Source organism: Neobacillus vireti, from assembly GCF_036962465.1.
Taxonomy (GTDB): Bacteria; Bacillota; Bacilli; order Bacillales; family Cytobacillaceae; genus Neobacillus; species Neobacillus vireti_B.
In genome coordinates this window covers 64,358-89,537 of the sequence record NZ_JBALNF010000065.1, presented here as the reverse complement: position 1 = coordinate 89,537, position 25,180 = coordinate 64,358, and the positions used below count along the sequence as shown (strand labels likewise).

Sequence of the window (25,180 nt, the reverse complement as noted above, 5' to 3'; positions counted from 1 at the left end):
TTTTAGAGTCGTTTTTTTTCAATCCATTAATTAGTTAAAGCTTCTCACCATCAGTGGCAATAACATTTTTGTACCAATGAAAAGATTTTTTAGGAGTCCGCTTTAATGTCCCATTACCATAATCATCTTGATCTACATAGATAAACCCATAGCGTTTAGACATTTCTGAAGTACCAGCACTGATTAAATCAATACAACCCCAAGTGGTGTATCCGATTAGGTCTACTCCATCCTGAATGGCATCTCCCATTGCCTTGATATGTTCACGGAGATAATCAATTCTGTAATCATCTTGAATCGTACCATCTTCTTCTACCTTGTCATACGCACCTAAGCCATTTTCCACAATAAATAAAGGCACTTCATAACGGTCATACAATTTCTTCAAGGTAATTCTTAATCCTGTTGGGTCGATCTGCCATCCCCAATCAGATGTTTCAAGATAAGGGTTCAATATTCCGCTCGAGAAGTTCCCTTTTTGTTTCAACTTATCAGGATCACCGCTCGCCACCATTGTCATGTAGTAACTAAATGATAGAAAATCTACTGGATGCTGAAGCAAGATTTCTTCATCACCAGGTACCATCTCGATGTGGATATTATTTTTTGCAAAATAGCTTAACATATGACTTGGGTAATAGCCGCGAACCTGGACATCTGTGAAGAATAGATTCTTTTGATCTTCTTCCAATGCAGCTAGCACATCTCGAGGATTACAAGTTTCTGGATATACTTCCATACGAGCTAACATACAGCCGATTTGTGAACCAGGAATGATTTCATGGCAGGCCTTAACCGCTCTTGCACTAGCCACAAATTGATGGTGAAGCGCTTGATAAACGGCCTGTTCCTTATGCTCCACGCGGTCAATTAGAAGACCAGATCCGATATATGGTGAAAATTGCGAGATATTGATTTCATTAAAAGTTAACCAATACTTAACTTTATCCTTGTAACGATTAAAAACAGTTTCTGCATAATGAACAAAGAACTCCACCACGCGGCGGTCTGCCCAGCCGTTATATTTTTGAACGAGGTTAAGTGGAATTTCATAGTGTGATAAAGTAACCAACGGCTCGATCCCGTATTTTTGTAATTCATCAAACACTCTGTCATAAAAAGCAAGTCCTTCTTCATTAGGAGTCAGTTCATCTCCATTTGGAAAAATGCGCGGCCAAGAAATAGACATACGGAATACCTTAAAGCCCATTTCCGCAAACAAGGAAATATCTTCCTGATAACGGTTGTAAAAATCAATCCCGCGTCGCTTTGGAAAGTTTTCGCCGTCCCCTAAGGATAATAATTCTTCTAATTCTTTTTCGCTTTTTACATCCATCTCTGGATCATTTCCGCGTTCTTCTTTTGGCACAAATTTAACCATATCGAAAATGGATAAACCTTTGCCGCCTTCATTATATGCACCTTCTAATTGGTTAGCAGCGGTTGCGCCGCCCCATAAAAAGTCTTTAGGAAATTTAAAATTGGTCATGATTTCTTACCTCCAATAATATGTAGGATTTAGGGCTCCGGCTTTGAGGCCGGAACCATATCCTTTATAGATTGAACCTGGACTTAAACAAGAACTAAAAGCTCTTCATTTTTGTCAACTTTTCCTGCCTGTAATACTTTAACTTCTTGATAATCTGGAGTGTTTGTAACAACAATCGGTGTTATGACTTGGTAGCCAGCTGCTTTAATCGCTTCTACATCAAATTCAACTAATAAATCCCCGGCTTTTACCATATCGCCTTGATTCACATGAGCAGTGAAATGTTTTCCATCTAATTCAACCGTATCCATTCCAACATGAATGAGGATTTGGGCACCATTTTCAGATGTTAAACCGATCGCATGTAATGTTTTAAACATAAGGGTTACTTCTCCATTAACAGGAGAAAAGACTTTTCCTTCAGATGGGTTAATCGCTACACCCTTACCCATGGCTTCACTTGAAAATACTTGGTCTTTTACTTCAGATAAAGGAACGATTTCTCCTTTGATTGGGCTAACTATTGCTACTGGACCATCTTGTTTTTTCAATTCTACTTTTGTTGCTACTACTTTTGTTTCTTCTTTGCTTGCAGTGTCTTTGAATCCAAACAGATAAGTGAAGACAAATCCTATTACGAAAGATACGACAATCGCGATCATCGCTCCCCAGAAAGCCATATCAAGGCCTGCACCTGGTTTGATAAAGCTTGGAATTGCGAAAATACCCATACCGCCAAACATCCATAATTTACTTGCAAAAGCACCAATGATTCCGCCGCCAATACCACCAGCGATACAGCTCATGATAAAAGGCTTTTTAAGCGGTAAGGTAATACCGTAAATTGCAGGTTCTGTTACACCGAAAATACCTGAAATGAATGCTGGAATACTTAGAGATTTTAACTTCTTGTTTTTAGTCTTTAACATAACTCCTAAAACAGCACCAGTTTGTGCAAAAGAAACGAAAGTTACTGTCGCTAATACTGGGTCGTAGTGCATAGTTGTAATATTGTTCATTGCAATTGGAACAAGTCCCCAGTGAAGACCAAACATTACGAATACTTGCCAGAAGCCCCCCAGAATTAAACCAGCAACAATTGGGCTTAGATTATAAATCCAAATAGTTGCCGCACCTAGTAAGCTTCCTGCCCATGTTGCAATTGGTCCAATTACTAGGAAAGTTAATGGAACCATAACCATGATGGTTAAGAATGGTACTAAGAATGCTTTTACGACATCTGGAACGATTTTCTTGAAACCTTTTTCTACTTTTACTGCAAAAAATGCTGCTAATACAATCGGAATAACACTTGAAGCATAACTCATTAAAATAACGGGAATTCCTAAGAATGTGATATGAATATCAGATTGGAATAACGTTCCTTTAAATAACGTATAAAGTGGCTTTCCTGCTGACAGCGCTGCCAATCCTGGATGAACAAGTGCTGCAGCGATGGCCATACCGACAAACGGTGTTCCACCAAATTTTTTCATAGCTGTGTAACCTAGGAAGATCGGAAGGAAACTGAACAAACCATCTCCTGCGATATTTAATAGGTTATAAGTCCCAGAAGTCGCTTCTACCAAATGCAGAGCTAGGAATAAGGCAGCGAGACCTTTTAGCATACCCGTTGCAGCAAGTACACCCAAGATTGGAGTAAAAACTCCAGAAATCATATCGATAAATTTGGCACCTAAACCTACTTTTTTGCCATCATCATCATTTGAAGCGTTTTCACTTACTCCGCTAAGACCACCCACTTCTAATACTGCGGCATAGACATCCGGTACGTGATTTCCGATAACGACTTGGTATTGTCCGCCACTTTTCATGACTGTAACGACACCATCTAAGTTTTTAATTTCCTCTGTTTTGGCCCTATTTTCGTCCTTCAATTTAAAACGAAGTCTTGTCACACAGTGGAACACACTATTTACATTTTCTTTTCCGCCAACTAATTCGAGTATATCTTTTGCTAACTTTTCATACTTCATGTTAGTAACCTCCATAAAATCTAAAATAGAAGAATAATAGAATTCGCGCGCGGAAAGAATAACAAAACACAAAAAGACAGGCAAAACCAAAACCACGGAGCTCTCGAGCAATGCGCTCATAACGCTCATGTGATTTAGGTTTTGCCTGCCTGACCAGTAACAATCCTAGTAGTATTCTGTTATCGCTTTCATGTTTATACTATACTACCATAACGTGATTTTTGTCAACGGTTTCATTTGCATTTTTTTAATAAATTTAACATTAATCGATAACAACTATACATAGTAACAAACGTCCATTTAAGGTGGTTTATTCGAGACTTTCAGCATTAATAATTTTATTTTTATCAATACCAATAAGAGACAAAAAAAGTATGATCCTTTTCCCCGTTTGAATCTTTTCAGCCATCATCCGTCGATGCCAGCCGATGGACAAGTTTCCTTCGAGCCATGACGGATTCTGATCTAAACTAGTAAGAGTTATGCCTTACTCGGTTACCATCCAATCAGACTGAAAAGATTTCCTCTTATTTTTAAATGTATGACCAATACGTGCTTTGCCATTACTACATTTCATTAATTGGTGAACCCCTTCTTCAATATGATCCAATGGAACTCCGCCAAGATAATAAAAAGTAACAGCGCGGAGAAAACTGACATTTACCTCCAAGCTGTTTTATTAAAGCCTTATACTACAAAAATTTAAAAAGGTAGATTAAAAAACTAGTCATTTAAGAATTGAAAAATTCAGGCGCTATAGTTGTCTAATTAAAGTATTAATCTTAATTTTATAAAACCCCAATTGAAATCTGATAGTGATAATATCCTTTATTTATCCAATTTTCAGGATGTATATTTTTCATCCAGCCATTATCTCCGCCTAGTCCTGCATGCACATGATCCACATTCAAATAAATTTGATGATCTTTCATTAGTTCATCCTCGTAATTGGCCCGATCACACGCAGCAATCGAGTAATCATGAATGTCAAAATGAAACGGTACAGCACCTGTTACACAAACACCACAATTATTATTATCTTCTACAATTAGGTACCTTACATCTTCTTTTCCTCCACACTCGACTGGCTTGATATATGGTGTATATTGTTCAGCAACCGTACTATTATAGCAACCTATCAGTGCTGATTCCTTACGGTCTCGATAATTTTCCCATGGACCTCTCCCGTACCAGGTAATCTGATTTTTTTCTTCCGGAAGAATAAAGGTGAGGCCAATTCTTGGAATGGTTTCACTTATACAATTATTAATAACCGTCTTGGTGATTTCAACCCCTTTGCTGCCAATTCTATACTGAGTTGATACATTCAATTTTCCACCATTATAAGATACATCCGTAAAAATAAAGATTTGTGTATCTGTAACAGCCGTTTTTATACTATGAATATTGAGCTCCGGTTCAACTAATCCTTCCGCTCTCCACGCATCGGCATAATTGTTGTTGGGGTTTTTCGTTCCTTCATCAATTCCTGTGACAGGCCGATAGAAATTATCGATTCCTCCAGTAAAAGTATCTTCACCATTTAAAATCACTTTCGCGAATGAGCAATCCCGTTTATTAAAAAGAATGTCAGTAAGATCCCCTATAATGCCAATCTCGTCACTTGTTTCTCTCATCGTTAATTTTTCTCCGGTGATACAAGTTTCTTGTTTGGTAAGTATTGATTCCTCAAGAGGAATTTGATAAATATAAATGATGTGACCAGATTTTGCATAAGAAGTGTCTTCTCTTAAAGCTGCTTTAATATTAAGGAAGGCTTCTCCCGAAATTTTTTCAGTATTCAGCTGATACTCCAAATCCTCTGATTGTCCCGGGGGAGTGAAATATTGTTTTAGCTCTCCTTCATCGACAATTTTACCGTCACACTGGAGTTCCCAAGTAAATCTAAGATGACTAAGATCTAAAAACTGATAGTTATTCTTAATCATATAACCACCTGTTCCGAAATAAGGATTAACCTCATACACTATCTTCACAGGTGCTTGACCATATTTCACTTCATAAGCAGCAGGTTTCCAGCTTAAATCAGGAAATACTACTCCATTCAGACACATATCTTCAACTGGATCAACTACTTCTTCGCCGAAGGCTCCACCATAAACATACTTTTTGGAACCATCCTTACCATCCTGTACCAATGCCTTATCTTGAAAATCCCAAATAAATCCGCCCTGAAAACGAGGATATTTATCTACCAAATCCCAGAATAACTTAAAGTTCCCATTACTATTACTTTTGGCATAAGCATATTCACACATTATGAATGGACGTAAATCTTTGGCATCGGCCATTTTCTCTTCTATCCAGTTCTTTGTAGGATACATAGGTGCAAGAATATCCGTGATATTCCTTCCTGGATTCATGGATTCATACTGTACATACCTAGTCTTATCATATTCTTTAATCCAACCATACATGGCAGCATGATTAGCACCCACACCAGATTCATTACCTAGCGACCATAGAATAATGGATGGATGGTTTTTATCCCTAACTACCATTCTAGTAGCACGCTCGATGTATGCAGCCGTCCACTCTGGAGAAATGCTTAACTGACCTCCATAACCATGTGTTTCAATGTTTGCTTCATCAACCAGATAGATTCCAAGCTCGTCACATAAATCATACCAGTCACTTGCATGTGGATAATGGCTGGTTCGAACGGCATTAAAGTTCAATTGTTTCATTGTGAGAATCTGTTGTCTCATATATTCCTTTGAGACAGTTCTCCCTGTTTCGGGACAAAATGCGTGTAAATTTACTCCACGGACAATCAATCTATTTCCATTAACACATAGCACCCCGTCAGCATTAATTTCGATTTTACGGAATCCTACCTTAGTACTTTCAATGTCAGTAATATTTCCTGTTTTATCTATGGTTTCCAGCACTAAAGTATATAGATATGGAGACTCTGCAGACCACAAATGTGGTTTCTCTACAGTTATTGACGCAAATGCTATAAACTTGGGCATAAGATAGAAACCACATTGTGCATATGTTGTACTGCTAAAAGAGTTTACAAGATTATTTTCCGCATCATAGAGACTTAATTTTACGTAAGTTTCTCCATAACCTTTCACGATGTTTGGCTGAAGCATGACCTTTAACTCAGCCTTTTCGTAATCATCTCTATTAAATAACGTTTCCACCTTATAGTCGAAAACTCGTTGTTTACTCTTTGCATATATTCTTACATCACGAAAGATCCCGGATAAATGCCAATAATCCTGGTCTTCTAGATACGTCCCATCACAAAACTGCAGGACTTTTACGGCAAGTTCATTTTTTCCGAATTGGATTGCTTCGGTGATATCAAAACTCGCATCTAGTTTATATCCTGCGAATAACCTATTTTAATGCCATTTATCCAGAGGTAAAAACCAGATTCAACACCGCCGAATTCTAAAAATACATCTCTTCCTTCAAAATAATCAGGTACTTCAAATGTAGAACGATAGTATCCAGTAAGATTTTTTTCCGGTACGAATGGGGCATTTAACTCGATCTGACCCGCAGCTATCTCTAACTCAAAAGGAGATTCAGCTTTCCCTCTTTTAAAGGGGTAGATCATGTTCGTATAGACCGGTTTGCCATACCCATGGAGTTCCCAGTTTGATGGAACCGGTATAGCATCCCAATCGGAATCATGATAATTAACGGTCTCGAACCCTCCCGGAACGTCTAACGGACTTTCTGTCAACATGAATTTCCACATTCCATTTAGGCTCTTTACATATTTAGAAGAAGAACGATTGCAGCTAAGTGCCTGTTCCACCGTTTCATATGCCCCATATGGAGAATGCATCGGATATCGATTTCTTTGCGTTATATACTGATTTTCCCATTCTCTATTCATAATAAGCTCCTTTTGCCGTATTTAGTTCAAACTATGTTCTTGTTAACTCTCTGTTAGCGCTTTAATAGAATTATATAATTGTATTTATTTATATTAAATGGTTCACTTGGTGATTTTTTTGTCCCTTTTGGTATAATAATGTTTCAGGACAAACCATATAAGTAGGGATTATCATGAAACTAGAAATGAAAAAGGACGTAATTTATCGGTGCATAGGAACGAATTTTACTAATGGTATATTAGCTTGTGGTTATATGACAAAACCTTCTAAGGAACAATCTCAATTTAGTTTTCTTATAGATTATTACAGCTGTTTCATACTGTTATCCGGAAATGGGTTTTATCATTTATCAAATGGTAAAAAGATTCCCATTCAAGCTGGTGACTTCGTTCAACGCATTCCCGGTGTTCTCCACTCCACAGAAGTAATTCCCGATGGCAATTGGTTAGAATTCTTTATCAGTTTTGGTCGTTCTACCTATGATTATTTATATAGCATGAACCTCCTCCCAACTGATACTCCGGTCAGGAAGGTCGAATATGATGATAACTCTATCTATAGATTTAATCGGATGTTAAAACTATTAAAAGACGCTGATGATTCTGAACTCCCATATTTATCACTGAAAGCTCAGGAATTAGTATTATCTACTATTAATCCAATAACACAAACTCCAATCATAAGTGCTCAAGAAAAATTAATGGAAGAGGCTTGTCTTTTGCTTTCAACTGATATTGATACAAATATATCATTAGAAAAAGTAGCAGCCACTCTTAATATGAGTTATGAGAATTTTCGAAAGCAATTCCGTAAATATATCGGCATTGCTCCTGCTCAATATCGAATTGAGCAAAAAATGAAACATGCAAAACTTATGTTATTATCCGGTATATCCATTAAAGAAACCTCTCAACTTACTGGTTACAGTGATACCTATTCTTTTACAAAGCAATTTAGTAATACTGTTGGAATATCTCCTGGTCGGTTTAAGCGGGATAGACGGTAAAGAACTGTACATGGACGCTTGGAATCAAACATGATTTACTAACAATAAAAAGAAAGTGCCTGTCACCTAGCTAATTCGCCAAGTAACAGACACCCAGATTAATTAAATTAAGATTATCGACTATAAAACCATTTATGATGCATTTTCAAACTGACTAATATTAAGCTCAGCATATAGAATCCATTTTTTAAAAGTAATTCTTCGTGATTTCCTGGACAACAATAACGTAGTAGCTCTTGTGTTTCTTTTTTTTAGGACTGACCGCAATATCTATCAGTCTTATAATCTAATGCTGAAAAAGAATCATCGAAAATAAAGATTTCTGGCTGTCTATACACCGCACGGGAGATGGAAAGGCTTTGCTTCTGCCGCCGGAAATATTTCGTACCGCCTTGAGAAATTGCCGCATCATACCTGTTTTCCATTTTTCCAACAAATTCTTACCTTGTCATATTTCAACGGCCTTCTTAATATCATGATGAACCTTTGCTAAATTACTTCCTCTTTATCCATAAGTTACCATTACCTTACTCGTAATCAAAAAAATCAGTTTCAAATCCACATCATGGCTGGATTTGAAACTGTCCATAACTTTCTATATAACCATTAGGAATCCATTTAACTAAACTAACAAATTAGTTAATTAGTTAGTGCTTAACGTTTTTGCTGCTACCTTTTTCGAATGGGCTTTAGATTCTAAATCTGCAGCTTGTTTAACCTTTTTAATAAATAGGGATAGAAGTAGTCCGACGAGGCCAATCCCAATAATGACGAGGTATGCATCATTAATACCCTGAATGGTGGCTTCTTTAATCAGCTGCGCTTGATTCAAACCTTTAGCAGCTGCCGTAGGAATCAGATCCTGCAGGTGTGTTTTTGTCCGGTCAGACATAACCGTAATAAGAAGCGATGTCCCAACAGCACCAGCCACTTGCCGAATGGTATTGCTAATCGCTGTTCCGTGTGCATTTAACTGCTGTGGCAGTTGATTTAATCCAGCGGTCTGTAAAGGCATCATCATCAATGCCATCCCAATTCGGCGCCCTGTTGACATAAGAACCAAATCCAGATAACTTGTCGAGTCCGTCAAGTTGGTAAAGCCCATCGTTGTGGCAATCGTAATAATCATACCAATAACTGCTAGCCATTTTGCACCGAAGCGATCGAACAGCTTACCGGTAACTGGCATCAGGAATCCCATGATTAGCGCTCCTGGAAGCAGGAGCAAGCCGGACTCAATAGCTGAATAGCCTCGGACGTTCTGAAGGTAAAGCGGAAGCAGCATCATGTCTGCATACATGACCATGGTAACAGCGATATTGATAATCGTTGTTAAGGAGAACATACTGTACTTGAAAGAACGTAAATCAAGCAATGGATTTTGCGATTTTAACTGTTTCCATGAAAAGAGTCCAAGGGCTAAGATACCAGCAGCAATCGTACTTATTACCTCCACGTCTGACCATCCAAGGCTTCCAGCTCGGCTGAAACCATATAGCAAGGCACCGAAACCAATGGTGGAGAGTACGACACTCAGGATATCAAGCTTTGTCTTAATTGGCTCCGATACATTTCGGAGATAAATGAATCCTAGACCAATAACAATAACAGCAAATGGAATCATCCCGTAAAACATGGTTTCCCATTTGTAGTGCTCAATAATATAGCCGGCAATGGTAGGCCCGATGGCTGGAGCAAATATGATGGCTAGACCGACCATCCCCATGGCTGCTCCTCTTTTTTCAGGAGGAAAGATGGTAAGAATGACGTTCGTTAAGAGCGGCATAATGATTCCTGCACCTGCAGCCTGAATCATACGTCCGGTCAATAATAAAGGAAAGCCGGTTGCGACTGCTGAAACAATGGTTCCAGCTAAAAATATGATCATGGAAGCTTGAAAGAGCTGACGGGTGGAAAACCGCTGCATTAAGTAGGCGGTTATAGGAATTAACACACCGTTTACTAGCATGTAACCAGTAGTTAACCACTGGGCAGTGGCAGCTGTGATTTTAAATTCAACCATTAACTCAGGTGTTGCCACGCTCATGAGTGTTTGGTTTAAAGTGGCAATGAAAGCCCCTAATATCATAATGAACATGACAGGTCCCTTTTTTAACGAGTTCGTGACACTTTTTGGATGATTATTCAATATTTTCCTATCCTTTCTAAAATGAATATAGACTTTATTTACAACGTGTATAATAATTGACATTGTATAAATTACTCTATAACGAGATGATTAATGTGACAACAGACAATTTCTTACGATGTGTAAATTAGTTATCATTTATTTCATTTTTGTTGTGTAATTCGTAAATAATAGACAGAATTAAAAATAGTGTAAATTTCCGTCCAGTAGGAAAGGTGAGTACAAAATGACAGACCAGGAAAAACCACGATTAGATCCTCGTATCCTTCGCACACGTCAATTAATCAAGGAAGCATTAATCGATTTACTACAAGAGGTGGATATCAATAAAATAACGGTTAATCGGATTGCTGAACGCGCAACCATTAACCGTGTCACTTTTTATCTTCACTATAAGGATATTCCGGACATGCTGGAGATAATGGCACAGGAAATGGCTGAGGATATTGAGTCGATCATGGGAAGTAACACCGAGGACCAAAAAGATGACAAAAATATCGACTTTGTGAAGCTAGAAACCCTGCTTGAGTATATTGCAAAAAATGCCAAATTTTATAAAGTAGTTCTCAATTCCAGACGAACTCCCATCTTTACAGAGCGTTTATTAACGATCCTCACGAAATCCATTACAGAGAAAACGGGAAACAACCGACTGGAGACGAGTCATATTATTCCAAGGGATATTGCGATCTGGTACGGTTCATCCGCTTTGATTGGAACGATTGTCGCTTGGCTGCGTAACGATATGCCCTATACTCCTCAATTTCTGGCTAAGCAGTTGTCTATCCTTTTTCGATTGGGCAAGGAGTAATTAAAATGAAAGCCTGATTCAGTTTAAGCAGCATGCCTAAGTAAAACAGAATTATAACTTATTAGTCACTTAGTTTAAAAAAGGTGATGTTGTCATTGCTTTGATAAGTGCATGTATCATGGATGAAGCTATGTTTGAAGATCCGTTTTCTTTATACATCCATCGTTCCAATAATAAAAGACATTTGACCTTCGGAAATGGTCCACATATCTGTTTAGGTGCCCCTCTTGCACGATTAGAAATGAAGATTGCACTAGAGGCATTCTTACAGAAGTTTTCTCGTATTGAACCTGTAGAAGGGTTTCAATTAGAAGAGAATTTAACTGCTTCTGCTACGGGACAGTCCTTGACTAACCTACCGATGAAGGTTTATAAGTAAAGATTTGAATTCGGGAACACCTGATCACTCCGGGTGGTTCCCTTTTTTGTTTGCTTTCTTGCTCTTGGTTGTTCTTAAAGGAAGCATAACGGACAAAATTCTCTAGGATCTTTTAGACTTGTCATATAGAGAAGCTCTAAAGGACCTTTTAACCAAGAGATCCGATGATTTTGTCCAATAGAAAGGTTCTATTAGACAGTTTAACTAAGAGACCCTATGATTTTGTCTATTAGAAAGGTTCTATTAGACAGTTTAACTGAGAAATTCGAGGATTTTGTCCAATAGATAGGTTCTATTAGACAGTTTAACTAGGAGAACCGATGATTTTGTCCTATAGGAAGGTTCTATCGGACAGTTAAACAAAGGCTCTTATTGACGACCACAAATCGGGAAATCATGCTTGGGCTGTCCGAAATTAAGCCAAGTTCGGACAGCTCAAGCTAGAAATCTCTTAATTATGTCCGAAGTAAATTATAGTTCACTACACTAAGTTGTTCTAAATAGTTTTAAATCATTGTTGACACAGACCTTTACATAAAAAAAGGACTTGACTTTCCTATTTCGAATTGGAAGGCTTTTTTAGAGCGAAACATAAAAAAACGCCTTCAATTGTGATTTTTAATGAAGGCGTTTTTCCAATATAGAGGGTGATTTTATAGCTTACTTTATACCAGCAGAGCTTCTCTCGTTTAACTTTTTATTATCAATTGCTCGGATCTCTCTTATTTAGTGGAACGAAGAAACATATTTTAAAAATCCCTCCATTTTTTATACTTAATTTTAAAAGAGATTGCCGTTTTCGTTAAAACTCATATATTCTGGTTCACTTACTAGTTCAATATTTGGATTGTTCTTTGCTTCATCCATCAAGCATTCAGAGATGAACAGATGTTCAAGCTCCAGCGTATTTTTAATTCGGATAATCTTCATATGGTTATAGTCAACATCAAAACAAGTTTTCATGGCAGCTCTTATCGCTAAGCTGTCATTTTCCATAACCATTGGAATTTTTACTCTTTGTGCCAGTCTGTTAGTCAATGGGTTGGGGTAAGTAGATTCAAATGAGATCTTATCAAAGAGTCTTCTTGAGCAAATATCAGCATTAGCCATTCCGTTTGCATTGCCATGTGATTCTTTTGTAAGATCGAGAACGGCTAGTCTTTGTGCCAGCGGATTATATTTTAAGGAACCTGAGTAATTTCTTCTAATGATATTTGGATCCATGCCGCTGCCTGAGATGTTTTTACCCATTTCATCCACGATTAGAACATCACATTTTTCGAACATAATGCTTGGCATAAGTTTATGTGCTTCTTGCAGTAATCCTGGTTCCTCATCCATTATCCGTTCCTTTGGTATGGCAACAATTTTATATGTTTCATCATAGGCGTTTTCAATCATTCCAACCGCAAATATAATGTTGGATTTTGCTATAGTCACCCTTGCAATCTCTTCCACTCTAAACGGAATGTTTTCTACACCGGCTGAATGAATGATTTCAGCCCCCACTTGTTTACCAAGCCCAACCGCAATCATTTTGGCCAAGCCGCTTTCATAGGGCGCCCTAAAGGATGTATGAGGCTTAATGTGGCCAGTAATAATTATCGCATCTGCTTTCGTATGTGCATTCTTATCAAGATTAACCGGGAGACCATTTTTGGTGACCCCAATCTGAACAACTTCCATACTAGACACTATGGGTGCTCCAGTAGATTCTTCAGTAATCCCGAGTTCGGCAAGTATTTCTACTTGTCCCTCTCCAGTTGCTCCCCCATGGCTCCCCATGGTTGGCACAATAAACGGGTGTGCTCCTCTTTCTTTGACGGCAGTAACAATTTCTCTTACGATGCAAGGCATATTAGCAATTCCTCTACTGCCCACCGCTATAGCAACCCGGTCACCATCCTTGACTCTCTCAATAATTTCTTTTTTATTGAGTTCTTCTCTAACCACCGCAGTTACATCGGCAATCGTTTCTCGTGGGAAACGCTGTCTGATTTTAATCATTCTTGGAATGTTGATCCCTCTGAATAATTTCTCCATTTTAAATACCTCTTTTCAAAGGGAAACAACATAGATTATCCCCCTTTCTAAAAATATATTTTATACTTTAATCAGGTGATTGGTGCTGGATTAAATAGAGTAAAATCATTATAAATTTCGTATTGTTCTGCAAAAGTTTGTTTTCTTCCGCTGGCAACATCAATAATTTCGTTGAATAATTGAGTTCCAATTTCTTGAATGGTTGCTTCACCAGTGGCGATTGGCCCTGCATTGATATCAATTAAATCTTTCCACATACCTTTCATATCATTTCTTGAACATACTTTAATGACTGGTGCAGCTGCTAATCCGTAAGGAGTTCCTCGTCCTGTCATAAAAACTTGGAGCGTGATTCCACTAGATAACTGGCACGAGCCGCATACAAAGTCACTGGCTGGAGTGGCTGCAAAAATCATCCCTTGTTTCGTTGGTCTTTCTCCTGGTGAAAGAACTTCTACAATCGGTGAAGTACCAGATTTAGCGATTGAACCCATTGCTTTTTCAACAATATTCGATAGACCCCCTTTTTTATTTCCAGGAGTCGGATTCGCTGAACGATCGACTTGACCATTATTCAGGTATTGATCATACCATTTCATCTCATCAGCTAATTTCTTCCCCACTTCTTTGCTCACACAACGCTCGGCAATGATATGGACACCATCACGAACCTCGGTTACTTCAGAAAACATGACAGTTGCACCCGCGTTCACTAACATATCGGCAGCATATCCGGCCGAAGGATTTGCCGTTACCCCTGAGAAAGCATCGCTCCCACCGCACTGTAATCCAATCGATAATTGTGAAAGAGGCAGTTCAACACGCTCTCTTTCATTCAATTTTTTTAATTTGTTTTCAGCCATATTCATAATTTTTCCCATAATCGACTGGTGACCCATTTCATTTTGAAACGTTACTACATTTTCTGAAGTGTTATAATCCTCATCCAATAACATTTCTAAAGTTAGTTTTTCACATCCTAGCGAGATAATCATCGTCTCCCCACCAAAATTGGGATGCATGACCATGTTTTGCAGCATGCGAATCGGGATGTTTGCTTCAGGGGCATTGATAGCAACTCCGCATCCATAAGCATGGTTTATCGCTACCACATCATCAACATTTGGATATTTAGGAAGAAGTTCTTGTTTAATTCTCTTTACTGCGTTATTTAAAACACCTGTGACACATTGAACAGTTGTCACAATTCCCAATATATTTCTTGTTCCAGCATATCCTCCGTCTTTGTTTGGATAACCCATAAACGTTCGTGCTGGTGGTTCTGGCAGATCTGTAATCAAGTTAGTTGCAAATTCCATCTCATCCAAAGCTGGCGGAATTGGAAGTTCTAACATATGCTCATTGATCCAGTCGCCCTTTTTAATAGAATGCAAGGCATATCCTAAAGTGACACCATATCGAATGATTGGTTCACCTTTCCCTATGTCACATAACGCAATTTTATGTCCTTGGGGAATATCCTGATTTACTAGAATATCACCATTAGCAATGGTACCTGCTGGAATGGCATTTACTGTAATGGCAACGTTATCATTATCATTAATTTTAATAATTCGATTTTCCACGCGTTACCCTCCTAAACTCTTGTTTTATTCTCAAAACAATTGTACTCTTACATCATATATAAAGTAAAAGTGGTTATTTTTAGAATTCTATAAGAAAATCTAAGAGTACGTAGGAGAATTTCAAATGGATCTAAAACAGTTGGACTATATGATTAAAATCGCTGAGGAAAACAATATTACAAAAGCAGCTGAAAAACTATTTATCACTCAATCAGCGTTAAATCAGCAGCTCTTAAAATTAGAAAAAGAACTAGGAACGCAACTTTTTGTTCGTTCAAGGACAAATTGGCATCCCACTCAAGCAGGAGAAATTTATATTGAGAATGCCAAAAAAATGCTCCGTATTAAAAGAGATACCTACAACCAAATTAATGACTTATTGGATATAAAAAAAGGAAAGCTTAGTATTGGCTTAACTCCTGAACGTGGTCCAGAAATGTTTGCAACCATCTATCCCACTTTTTACAAAAAGTATCCTAATCTAAAAGTGGAACCAATTGAACTGCCGGTGAAACAACAACAACATGAAATATCACTGGGGAATCTTGATATTGGATTATTAACATTGCAAAATTCGCAAAAAACAAATGATGAATATATCTTTATCTGTTCAGAAGATATTATTTTAGCTGTTCCTAAAGCGCATCCCCTAGCCCATTTAGGAGGAAAACTCGGTGATCAATTACCTGAAATAAGCTTAGAACTTTTTAAAAACGATACGTTTGCCCTTATGCAAAAAGGATCCACTCTTCGAGAAATTTATGATTATCTTACTGCCGATGAAGATTTTAACCCCTATATCTTGTTAGAAACTAGGAGCTGCCATACTTTGTATCAAATGGTGGCGGAAGGAATATGCTGTTCCATCATTCCAATGGCTTATGCCCAACCTAACTCTAACGTCTCATACTTTGTCATCAAGCAAAAACCTGTTTGGGAAGTATGCGCATCTTATAAAAAAGGTACTTATCTAAGTAATCCTGCTAAAGACCTTATAGAGATTGCAAGTTCTTATTGGTCCGAAAAATTAAAGCAATGAAGAAAGTAAGCAGGTTTTCCTATTAACTTGTTGGAGTTAACGTACATCTCTTCACAAACTGTATGCTATAATTTGGAGGGTAAAATAAAGATAGAGGTGACCAGTTTTGGCAATACATGTTGTACTATATCAACCAGAAATTCCCGCTAACACTGAAAATATTGCACGTACTTGTGCCGCAACGGAAACAGCACTGCATTTAATCCGGCCACTTGGCTTTTCAACAGATGAAAAGATGATAAAACAAGCTGGTTTAGATTTCTGGGAGCTTGTAAACATTACGTACTATGACTCATTAGATGACTTTTTTTCAAAAAATCAAGGTGAGTTTTACTATATTGAAACGTTTGGTGAAAAACCACATTCATCTTTTGATTTCAGTGATGTATCAAAAGAACATTATTTTATGTTCGGAAAAGAAACAACTGGTTTACCAAAGGATTTACTTAGAAATAATAAAGACCACTTTTTAAGAATACCAATGAACGATCATATTCGATCACTGAACCTCTCAAATACAGCAGCTATCTTGGTGTATGAGGCTTTGCGTCAGCAAGGATTTCCCAAACTAAAGTAAAAAAATCTTCCGTCTAGGAAGATTTTTTTTGATTTTATTAATATAAATATATTTAGTTTTCCTTTGAAATTGAATTTACAAGTTGGGTCAGTGCTTCTTTGATTGGAGTAACAGGACGACCAAGTACTTTCTCAAAATCATTACTTTCAACATCGAGTGAACCATTCCGAATACTTTCTTGAATTCCTACGACAATCGGAATCACAAAATCAGGTAAACCTAAACCTTTCATAATCTCTGCATATTTTTCGTCACTAACTTGTTGTACAGGTATTTCTTTACCCAATACTGCACCAAGTTCAGATGCCAACTCTGCTTGAGTTAAAAGTGGACCAGAAAGTTCATACACTGAATTTTCATGACCGTTTCCAAGAAGAACCGCTGCTGCTGCATCAGCGTAATCTTGTTGCAGTGCCCAGCCTACTTTACCTTCCCCAGCTGAAGTTACCCACGGGGCTCCTGCGAGTGCACCTTGAATGCTTCCCATTTCGTTTTCCAAATACCAATTGTTGCGCAAGAAAGAATATGGAATACCCGTCTTAATGATGGCTGCTTCTGTCGCAACATGAGGCGGAGCCATTAAATTTTTGCTTTCTGTTGCATTTGCCAAGCTTGTGTAAGCAATAAATTTTACCCCTGCACGCTCCGCTGCTTGAACAGCGTCGGTATGTTGACGAATTCTTGTTTCATTGTCACCATCCGCAGAAATAATTAATAAGCGGTCAATCCCTGTAAAAGCCTGATCTAATGTTTCAGGTTGGTCAAAATCACCTTGCCGAACTTCTACTCCCCGATTACGAAGTCCTTCTGCTTTCTCTGGATTTCGAACACTCACTGCCAGTTCACTTGCAGGAATAGCTTTTAATAATGTATCGACCACTTTTGTACCTAATTTTCCTGTTGCTCCAGTAACTAATAGTTTCATTTATATTCCCTCCAGTTTTTAAGTTGTAACAATATCGATTACATGTTTTCATTTTAATTACCTGTATTCACTTTGTCAACAGGTAAGGTTATTTATATTTTGTCGTTAATTTGGTATAATAAACTTGTAATCAGTCTAATTACATGATAAAAAGGATAATTTAAATAATAGAATTGTTAATAGGATGGTGACGAAACATGTCTATCAGCAGCCGATTCGCAGTCGGAATTCATATATTATCTCTTATTGAAATTAATAAAGATGGGGTCAGCTCATCTGAATTTTTAGCAGGGAGTGTAAATACCAATCCAGCAGTGATCAGAAAAATAATGGGAATGCTTAAAAAAGCAGGGTTGATAAGCGTGCGGCCAGGTATTGCCGGGGCTGAATTAGCAAAGGATTTATCTGAAATTACATTACTGGACGTATATAAAGCAGTTAATGTTGTCCAAGAGAAAGAGTTGTTTAGCATTCATGAAAATCCAAATCCTGATTGTCCTGTCGGAAGAAATATTCAATGTACCATTGAACCTTTGTTTACATTAGCTCAAACGGCTTTGGAAAAGGCTCTTGGGAATGTAACCATTGAAGATGTAGTGAAAGATATTATTGAAAAAGACGAATTCAATACTATCAAGTAATTTGAAAAACGACATTCCTCCGGTGAATGTCGTTTGCTACTATTTGCTCTATTTTAATAAGAAATACTCACTTTACTCTTAGACTTTGAAGCGGACTCTTTATTCAATGCCAACAATACGATCATTCCAATGATACAAGCTGTACCAATCCATTGGAAAATACCAAAAGATTCTTTTAACCAAAACACTGTTGTTAAAACAGCTGCTAGTGGCTCTATGCTACCGAGCAGGCTTGATTCTTTAGGTGCTAGACTTTGCAAACTTTCTATATAAAACCAGAAGGCAATCATTGTACCAAAAATGATAACAAAGACTAGATATAAATAAGCTTCTAGCGTTAAGCCTCGAGTGTCTAATTGCCAAGGTGGATGAATAAAACTTAAGGCAAAACCACCGATCATCATAGCCCAACCAACAATAACAAGCGAATCGTATTGCTTCAGTAATGGAATGGCATATAAAGTATAAAATGCTAAAGCGAATCCAGATAGAACACCCCAAACGATGGCAGGTGCTGGTACAGATAATTGAGAAATGGAGCCGTTTGTTAATAAGAAAAAACATCCCACTAAAGCTAGTGAAACAGTCAACAAATCAATTAGTGTTATAACCGTTTGTTTTCGGATAATCAAGTAAACGATTATTATTACAGGTGCTAAATATTGTAATAAAGTGGCAACCGCTGCATTCCCATGTTTAATCGAAGACATATACGTGTATTGAACTGCAAGCATGCCTAGTAACCCAAAGATCAGTAATGGAATAGCAGCCTTTCTTGTTTTCCAAACACCAAGTATCTGGGAACGGTCTTTTCCGAAAAATTGAACGGTTAAGAGTAAAAAACCAGCTAAGAGTAATCGGATGGTAACCAGCCAATCTACATCGATTTGATACTGTTGAAAAAGCTTTTTTGCAACCGTTCCACCAATCCCCCAAAATATGGCTCCTGTAATAACAAGAACAATTCCCTTTTGTCTATTCATGATTGATTCTCCACCTTTGGATATAAAAATAGTGATATACTGTTTTTAATAATAAGTGGAAAACTGCTGAAATAATACCCAAATTGAATGAAAAAATATAAGTATATTGAGCAGGTGCAAGAATATGCAAATAAAAGATTTTATGGTTGACCAAAGTTTAAAAGAATTAACGGAACATCGTACAGTGGTGTTACCGCTCGCTTGTTACGAAACCACGATTAATCAAAATATAAATGGATACATACCACTTCACTGGCATGATGAATTTCAGTTTGTTCTGGTTATAAAAGGAGAAGCCCATTTTCAAATAAATGAAGAAAATATCATGATAGAAGCTGGTGAGGGGTTATTTATAAATAGTGGCCGCCTGCACATGGCAAAAGATAAAAATAATTCAGGAAGTGCCTATATTTGTTTAAATGTTTCCCCCCATTTCGTTTTATCCCAAGAACTTTATACCACCCTTGTAAACCCTTATATTCAGGCGACTAATATACCTTATTTGCGCTTGGTCCCAGTGGAGCCTTGGGCAAATAATATTTTGAGTTCTATGAAGAGAATCAATCAGCTGATTAAACAATATCCACCTTACTTTGAAATCGACATTAGCCTGCATCTAACCTTAATTTGGAAGAACTTAATTATGAATGGTATTGAATTGGAGTACGAACAGACGGAAGTGGTCAAAAGCGATCGAATGAAGCAGATGTTAAATTGGATCCACCTACATTATGCGGAGAAAATCCTTTTAGACGATCTTGCACGAGCTGGTCAATTAAGTCGTTCCGAGTGCTGCCGATATTTCAAACGAATTTTAAAGAGAACACCTCTGAATTATGTCACAGATTATCGAATTCAAAAAAGTTTAATTTTACTACAACAACCGGAATCAAATGTCACAGATGTTGCTTATCAAGTTGGATTTAACAGCACAAGCTATTTCATAGAAAAATTCCGAAAGTCAATGACCATGACCCCATTGGCTTACAAAAAACATAATACTAGTTCACACCTTTAGTAATGACACTAACTGCAAATCCTCTCTTTTAAGGGCCTCAGTTAGTGTCATTTTTTATTTTTGAATTACGGAGAACACGTACAAACCAACAGTTCACTCAAATCGTACCCCTCTAACTGAATGGAAAAATTCGGTTCTATTGGAATGCATGTCACACTCGATAGACTAACATTTTATAGCCTATAGTCAGCAGATAAAATTTAATATTTTAGCACACAAAAAACGACAATGTTCGATTCTGACATTCTGTAGACTAATAGTATAAATTTACCAAGACATGTATTCATTGTTTTAATCCATAGGTTATATTTTAGCAGAATGATCAGGTATTGGAGGAAATCATTATGGAAAGCACAGCAAATATCCAAGAACTGGAGAACCAACGCGTAGCTAACTGGTTTGGAGGATGGAAACTTATTGTATTTAGTATTATCTTGATTATCACCATTATCATTGGAGCAGGAAGCTACTACCAGGCAAACCATTTCAATTCAGAAATCAAGATTAATAGCATCAATGTTGGTGGCATGACGAATGAGCAGGCACTAAATAAATTAAAAACAACCACATTAACAAATGTAGTATATGTTGGAGATCAATTGATTTTAGATGGAAAAGATACAAAAATGGGATTTACAGCTAAAGATTTGCCCAGCGTCACAAAATTGTTAAAAAGCCAGTGGACGTTCTTTCCTTCATCAAAAGCAAAGAACTATTCATTAATGCCGGTCAGTATGGACCAGTATCGAGATCAAATATTGAAAAAACAGGTGGAAGAAAAGCTGTTTGCCATGAATCAGAACTTAAAAGCGCCACAAGATGCGGTGGTTCGACTGGTACAAGGCAAAATTGTTGTATCTAAAAGCATAAGCGGGGAGCAGTATGATGTGGCCAGTATTTTGAAGGACTACGGCAAGGACAAATATATTAGTGAAATCCGTCTTACCCCAGTATACATACAGCCCATTAATGAAAACAGCGATTTAGTAAGAAACGAACAGAAAAAGCTGGAGGAATTCCTTGCTCAGACCGTTGATTATAAGGTGCAGGATAAAATTTTTTCATTAGCTGCAAGCGAATTAATTAAAAATGCCTCTATTACAAGAGATTTAAAGATTACCCTAAGTGATGATGGTGAGATTAAAAATAAGATTGCTGAGATAAACCATTCCCAATCTACCTTAAATAAAGATTTCAAATTCAAGACCCATTCAGGTTCGATGATATCGGTTAAAGGGAAAGGCTATGGCTGGGCCATAGATGTTGATAAAGAAGTACCACGTATTAAGCAAGCACTTGAAAATGGAGAAAAATCGGTTTCCGCCTCTAATATTTATGGAAATGGCTGGGAGGGTGAAGGCTACGGATATGATACCATTACGAACAATGGTATTGGCAATACGTATGCTGAAGTTTCTATTGCTGAGCAGCGAATTTGGATTTACAAAAACGGAAAATTAGTCGTCACGACGAATGTCGTTACTGGCACACATAGTACCCATCATGATACATCACCAGGTGTGTGGTATATCCTTTATAAGCAGACACCTGCCGTCCTAACCGGCAGAGAAAACGGTAAAATTACTTATCAGGTAGATGTTAATTATTGGGCTCCTTTTACAAATGATGGCCAAGGGTTCCACGATGCCAGCTGGCGAGGCAATTGGGGTAGTAAAGCTTATCTTTCGGCAGGTTCGCACGGCTGTGTCAACACTCCGCCAAGCATTATGAAAACCGTATATAATAATCTCAGCACCCATGATCCGGTTGTTATTTATTAAATAGCAGCTATTTTAATTAAAATATTTAGTTAACGTATGCGTGGAATTCGAATAATTCATATGATGTGCACATGAAATGGCATGCAAATTAAACGCATGCCATTTTTATTTTAGTATCAAGATTTTTGATCATTTTAATATGTTTAAGTATAATTTTGCGGTTTAAAAATGGACAAAATCCCCAAACTATCAAATATTATGTATTGGTTCATGGAAAGAAAAACCAGCCTTCAGTTGATAATTAAAATAGAAACGAGAAATTATTAAAATAATGGGGTAAAAAAATGCAAACATATTTTCAAATTCATTCTAACCTTCATTCTTTCCGTCTTTTTTCAGTGGAACACGTTTTAACTCTTGGTATCATTTTAGTTCTAAGCAGTCTCCTGTTTATTTACAGAAGCAAGCTAAAAAAAAGAGGAAAAGAAATTATTTAAGTTACTTTTTAGCCTTTCTCCTGTTTTTATCTACCGCTTTGGAGCAAAATTGGCTTCTATATAGACATGCTTGGTCATTGAATCAATCCTTACCACTTCAGCTTAGTGATCTTTCTGTCATTCTTGCAATTGTCATGTTATTTTCCAAGGGTAAAAAACTTTTTCAATTCCTCTACTATGCGGGGTTAGGCAGTTCGATTCAAGCTATTTTGGCTCCTGATCTCGGAAGATATTCGTTCCCGCACTTTGAATATTTCGAATTCTTTATTTCACACGGAGGGGTGGTGCTGGCATGTCTATTCATGGTTTTGGTTTTCAATTACTATCCGACTCTTCAAGGAATGTGGGTAACCATTTTAATTGTGAACCTTTATTCAGGAATTGTCTTTTTCCTCAATAAATGGCTGGGAGCGAATTATCTATATATCATGAAGAAACCTAAATCGAATTCTCTTTTAGATTACCTTGGACAGTGGCCCTGGTATCTCCTCTCCATTGAGCTGGTGATGGTTTTAAGTTTTTATATTTTGTATAGTCCGTTTTGGATAAAAAGAAAATACCTTCACTAACTGTTGAATTAACAGAAAAAAGTTTCGATTGAATCAATCTAAAAAAGAAAAATAAAATTATGTGACCTTTGACGGAAACAAGAAAACTTTAATATTATTGAATATAATCATAAATATTCTTCGCTAACAATAAACAAGTTACGACAATAAACAGAGCACGAACATAACCACTTCCTTTTTTTATCGCAAATTTTGATCCACAAATCGCACCAGCGAATTGTGCAATTCCCATTATTATTCCATAAGTATAGTTTACCTGTCCTAAAAGCATAAACATCAACAAACCAGCAATATTACTACCGAAGTTTAAAAATTTTGCATTACCAGCAGCTTTTAAAAAATCAAATCCAATCAACAAAAAAGAAAAAATGAAGAATGAACCAGTTCCAGGGCCAATGAATCCATCATAGAAACCTATCGCAAATAATGTAACCAAAAAAATAATGAAGTGATAGATGGACAATTTTTTTGGGGTTGAAATACTTCCCCAATCTTTCTTAAAAATCGTAAAAATAGCTACTGCTGCAAGCATAATCAACATCAATGGCTTAAGCACTTCAGGGTTTAGCAAATGAACAGTGTATGCACCCAATAATGAGCCAATAAACGAGAGCGGAAAAAATTTAACCACTGATTTTATATCAAGTTTACCAGAACGATAAAACATAAAAGTACTTGTTAAAGAGCCTATTGTCGATGCTAATTTATTGGTAGCTACTGCCCCTGCTGGATTCAGTCCTGTAAATAATAAAGTTGGAAGTGCAATCAGTCCTCCACCCCCTACAACAGAATCAATAAAAGAAGCTAAAAATCCAAAAACAATCAAAATAAATACTAACGATGGGTCTAAATGCATTCCAATCAACCTTTCTTTTAGTCACTACTGGAATAGTAACTAATTAATTGCTATCTGTAAATAGTTATTGTAAATTTGTTACATAGGAAAATAATTGGAGGGCAAAAAAAGTGGACGACATAGTGCAGCAGCTCAAAAAATTAGGTTTTAACGAATATGAAGCTAAATCTTATGTATCTCTCGTAAAACAAGGTCCTGTAACAGCCTACCAAGTTAGCAAGGACTCGGGTATACCTAGAGCACGAATTTATGATGTGTTAGGTAATCTTGTTGAAAAAGGACTTGTCTTGAAAGAGGACATAGATGACACCACTCGATATTCACCTCTTCCCGTTGAAATCTTTTTGCAGAAAGCTCAATCAGAGTGGCAATCGACTTATTCGGTATTAAGTGACTCATTAAGAAGTCTAGAAACTTCTGATAAGAAAATGGACAACCGTGTGCTTACTTTAAAGGACTATAAAACCATTATTAACTATTGTGAGACGTTAATAAAAAAAGCAGAAAAACGTATCGTCATTTCAATGTGGGATGATATGTATGAGGTTTTGAAGAAGGATTTGATTCAGGCGACTGAAAAAGCAACCGTACAAGGTATTACACTACACGTTGAAAATCCAATTGGAAATTTAGAAACCCATCGCCATACACCTTTTACTGAAACCCCTTCTACTGATCATTGGTTTATTTTATGTATCGATTCTAAAGAGATGATTTATGGACCCTCAATTGAGGAGCGTAGTGTTGCTTTTTATACAGATGACCCTGTTCATATATATTTATTAGAGGATTATGTGTGGCACGATGTCCTAGTGAATAGACTTGTTCGACGCAGCCAAGACGATTTAGAGAAATGGATCACTACAGAGCGGAGAGCCTTCTTTATGGAAAAATAAGAAGCTTATTCAAAGAACCAACAAAATAAAGCATAAGTAATTAGTTGAAAACTTGTGCTTTTTTTTATTGCTTTAAATTTCTCAACCAAGCTACCTTCCTACATAGTTTCCAATCAA

Annotated in this window: 18 protein-coding genes and 3 pseudogenes; 10 read left to right on the top strand and 11 right to left on the bottom strand. The window is 37.1% G+C overall.

The features are described from left to right. Positions 1–34: 34 nt before the first annotated feature. The 4 genes from V7077_RS23660 to V7077_RS23645 form a co-directional block, all read right to left on the bottom strand. A complete protein-coding gene (locus V7077_RS23660) occupies positions 35–1,489 on the bottom strand; it encodes a glycoside hydrolase family 1 protein (protein ID WP_335506504.1) in 1,455 nt (484 codons plus the stop codon). An 83-nt stretch (positions 1,490–1,572) separates the two neighbouring features. Beyond that, entirely contained in the window at positions 1,573–3,486 is a 1,914-nt protein-coding gene (locus V7077_RS23655; RefSeq protein WP_335506503.1) for a beta-glucoside-specific PTS transporter subunit IIABC, read from the bottom strand. Between the two features lie 788 nt (positions 3,487–4,274). Continuing rightward, complete coding sequence (locus tag V7077_RS23650) at positions 4,275–6,809, bottom strand: glycoside hydrolase family 2 TIM barrel-domain containing protein (RefSeq protein ID WP_420489701.1); 2,535 nt, start codon at positions 6,807–6,809, stop codon at positions 4,275–4,277. Positions 6,810–6,835: 26 nt separating this feature from the next. Continuing rightward, the gene (locus V7077_RS23645; RefSeq protein ID WP_335506500.1) at positions 6,836–7,366 is read right to left on the bottom strand and encodes a sugar-binding domain-containing protein; all 531 of its coding nucleotides are present in this window, start codon (positions 7,364–7,366) and stop codon (positions 6,836–6,838) included. Positions 7,367–7,539: 173 nt separating this feature from the next. Here V7077_RS23645 and V7077_RS23640 point away from each other — a divergent pair, with 173 nt between their 5' ends. Beyond that, the gene (locus V7077_RS23640; protein ID WP_235739700.1) at positions 7,540–8,373 is read left to right on the top strand and encodes a helix-turn-helix domain-containing protein; all 834 of its coding nucleotides are present in this window, start codon (positions 7,540–7,542) and stop codon (positions 8,371–8,373) included. 207 nt (positions 8,374–8,580) lie between these two features. On the opposite strand, the pseudogene V7077_RS27825 reads toward V7077_RS23640, so the two are convergent. Together V7077_RS27825 and V7077_RS23635 are read right to left on the bottom strand one after the other, a co-directional pair. After that, positions 8,581–8,813 (bottom strand): annotated as a pseudogene (locus V7077_RS27825) (ABC transporter ATP-binding protein); the annotation flags it as partial. A 203-nt stretch (positions 8,814–9,016) separates the two neighbouring features. Next, on the bottom strand, positions 9,017–10,471 hold the full coding sequence (locus tag V7077_RS23635; RefSeq protein WP_335506512.1) for a DHA2 family efflux MFS transporter permease subunit: 1,455 nt from the start codon (positions 10,469–10,471) through the stop codon (positions 9,017–9,019). A 277-nt stretch (positions 10,472–10,748) separates the two neighbouring features. On the opposite strand from V7077_RS23635, the gene V7077_RS23630 reads away from it, so the two are divergent. Together V7077_RS23630 and V7077_RS23625 are read left to right on the top strand one after the other, a co-directional pair. Further along, entirely contained in the window at positions 10,749–11,333 is a 585-nt protein-coding gene (locus V7077_RS23630; RefSeq protein ID WP_235739701.1) for a TetR/AcrR family transcriptional regulator, read from the top strand. Positions 11,334–11,409: 76 nt separating this feature from the next. Further along, positions 11,410–11,712 (top strand): annotated as a pseudogene (locus tag V7077_RS23625) (cytochrome P450); the annotation flags it as partial. 780 nt (positions 11,713–12,492) lie between these two features. Here V7077_RS23625 and V7077_RS23620 read toward each other — a convergent pair. Together V7077_RS23620 and garD are read right to left on the bottom strand one after the other, a co-directional pair. Then, positions 12,493–13,755 (bottom strand): lactate racemase domain-containing protein, encoded by a 1,263-nt coding sequence (locus V7077_RS23620; RefSeq protein ID WP_335506495.1) that lies wholly within the window; start codon positions 13,753–13,755, stop codon positions 12,493–12,495. Between the two features lie 71 nt (positions 13,756–13,826). Next, positions 13,827–15,341 carry a galactarate dehydratase gene (garD, locus tag V7077_RS23615; RefSeq protein ID WP_335506493.1) on the bottom strand — a complete coding sequence of 505 codons (1,515 nt, stop codon included), beginning with the start codon at positions 15,339–15,341 and terminating at the stop codon, positions 13,827–13,829. A 124-nt stretch (positions 15,342–15,465) separates the two neighbouring features. On the opposite strand from garD, the gene V7077_RS23610 reads away from it, so the two are divergent. Both V7077_RS23610 and trmL read left to right on the top strand, forming a co-directional pair. After that, a complete protein-coding gene (locus V7077_RS23610) occupies positions 15,466–16,380 on the top strand; it encodes a LysR family transcriptional regulator (RefSeq protein ID WP_335506491.1) in 915 nt (304 codons plus the stop codon). 106 nt (positions 16,381–16,486) lie between these two features. Next, positions 16,487–16,957, top strand: coding sequence for a tRNA (uridine(34)/cytosine(34)/5-carboxymethylaminomethyluridine(34)-2'-O)-methyltransferase TrmL (trmL, locus tag V7077_RS23605; RefSeq protein WP_335506489.1), 471 nt, complete (start codon positions 16,487–16,489; stop codon positions 16,955–16,957). Between the two features lie 52 nt (positions 16,958–17,009). Here trmL and V7077_RS23600 read toward each other — a convergent pair whose 3' ends face one another. Continuing rightward, entirely contained in the window at positions 17,010–17,882 is an 873-nt protein-coding gene (locus tag V7077_RS23600) for an SDR family oxidoreductase (RefSeq protein ID WP_335506487.1), read from the bottom strand. Between the two features lie 197 nt (positions 17,883–18,079). Here V7077_RS23600 and V7077_RS23595 point away from each other — a divergent pair, with 197 nt between their 5' ends. Continuing rightward, the gene (locus tag V7077_RS23595; RefSeq protein WP_335506484.1) at positions 18,080–18,523 is read left to right on the top strand and encodes an Rrf2 family transcriptional regulator; all 444 of its coding nucleotides are present in this window, start codon (positions 18,080–18,082) and stop codon (positions 18,521–18,523) included. Positions 18,524–18,576: 53 nt separating this feature from the next. Here V7077_RS23595 and V7077_RS23590 read toward each other — a convergent pair whose 3' ends face one another. Continuing rightward, positions 18,577–19,506 (bottom strand): EamA family transporter, encoded by a 930-nt coding sequence (locus tag V7077_RS23590; protein ID WP_335506482.1) that lies wholly within the window; start codon positions 19,504–19,506, stop codon positions 18,577–18,579. 130 nt (positions 19,507–19,636) lie between these two features. Between V7077_RS23590 and V7077_RS23585 the strand changes: the two genes are divergently transcribed. From V7077_RS23585 to V7077_RS23575, 3 genes and pseudogenes are all read left to right on the top strand, one after another. Then, positions 19,637–20,524: an AraC family transcriptional regulator gene (locus V7077_RS23585; RefSeq protein ID WP_335506509.1), complete on the top strand. Its 888-nt coding sequence runs from the start codon at positions 19,637–19,639 to the stop codon at positions 20,522–20,524. Between the two features lie 344 nt (positions 20,525–20,868). After that, positions 20,869–22,305 (top strand): L,D-transpeptidase family protein, encoded by a 1,437-nt coding sequence (locus V7077_RS23580; RefSeq protein WP_335506480.1) that lies wholly within the window; start codon positions 20,869–20,871, stop codon positions 22,303–22,305. Between the two features lie 284 nt (positions 22,306–22,589). Then, a pseudogene (locus V7077_RS23575) lies at positions 22,590–23,311 on the top strand (YwaF family protein). Positions 23,312–23,405: 94 nt separating this feature from the next. Here the strand turns inward: V7077_RS23575 and V7077_RS23570 are convergent. Next, positions 23,406–24,173 carry a TSUP family transporter gene (locus tag V7077_RS23570; protein WP_335506507.1) on the bottom strand — a complete coding sequence of 256 codons (768 nt, stop codon included), beginning with the start codon at positions 24,171–24,173 and terminating at the stop codon, positions 23,406–23,408. Between the two features lie 104 nt (positions 24,174–24,277). On the opposite strand from V7077_RS23570, the gene V7077_RS23565 reads away from it, so the two are divergent. Continuing rightward, positions 24,278–25,063, top strand: coding sequence for a TrmB family transcriptional regulator (locus V7077_RS23565; RefSeq protein WP_335506478.1), 786 nt, complete (start codon positions 24,278–24,280; stop codon positions 25,061–25,063). Positions 25,064–25,180: the final 117 nt, after the last annotated feature.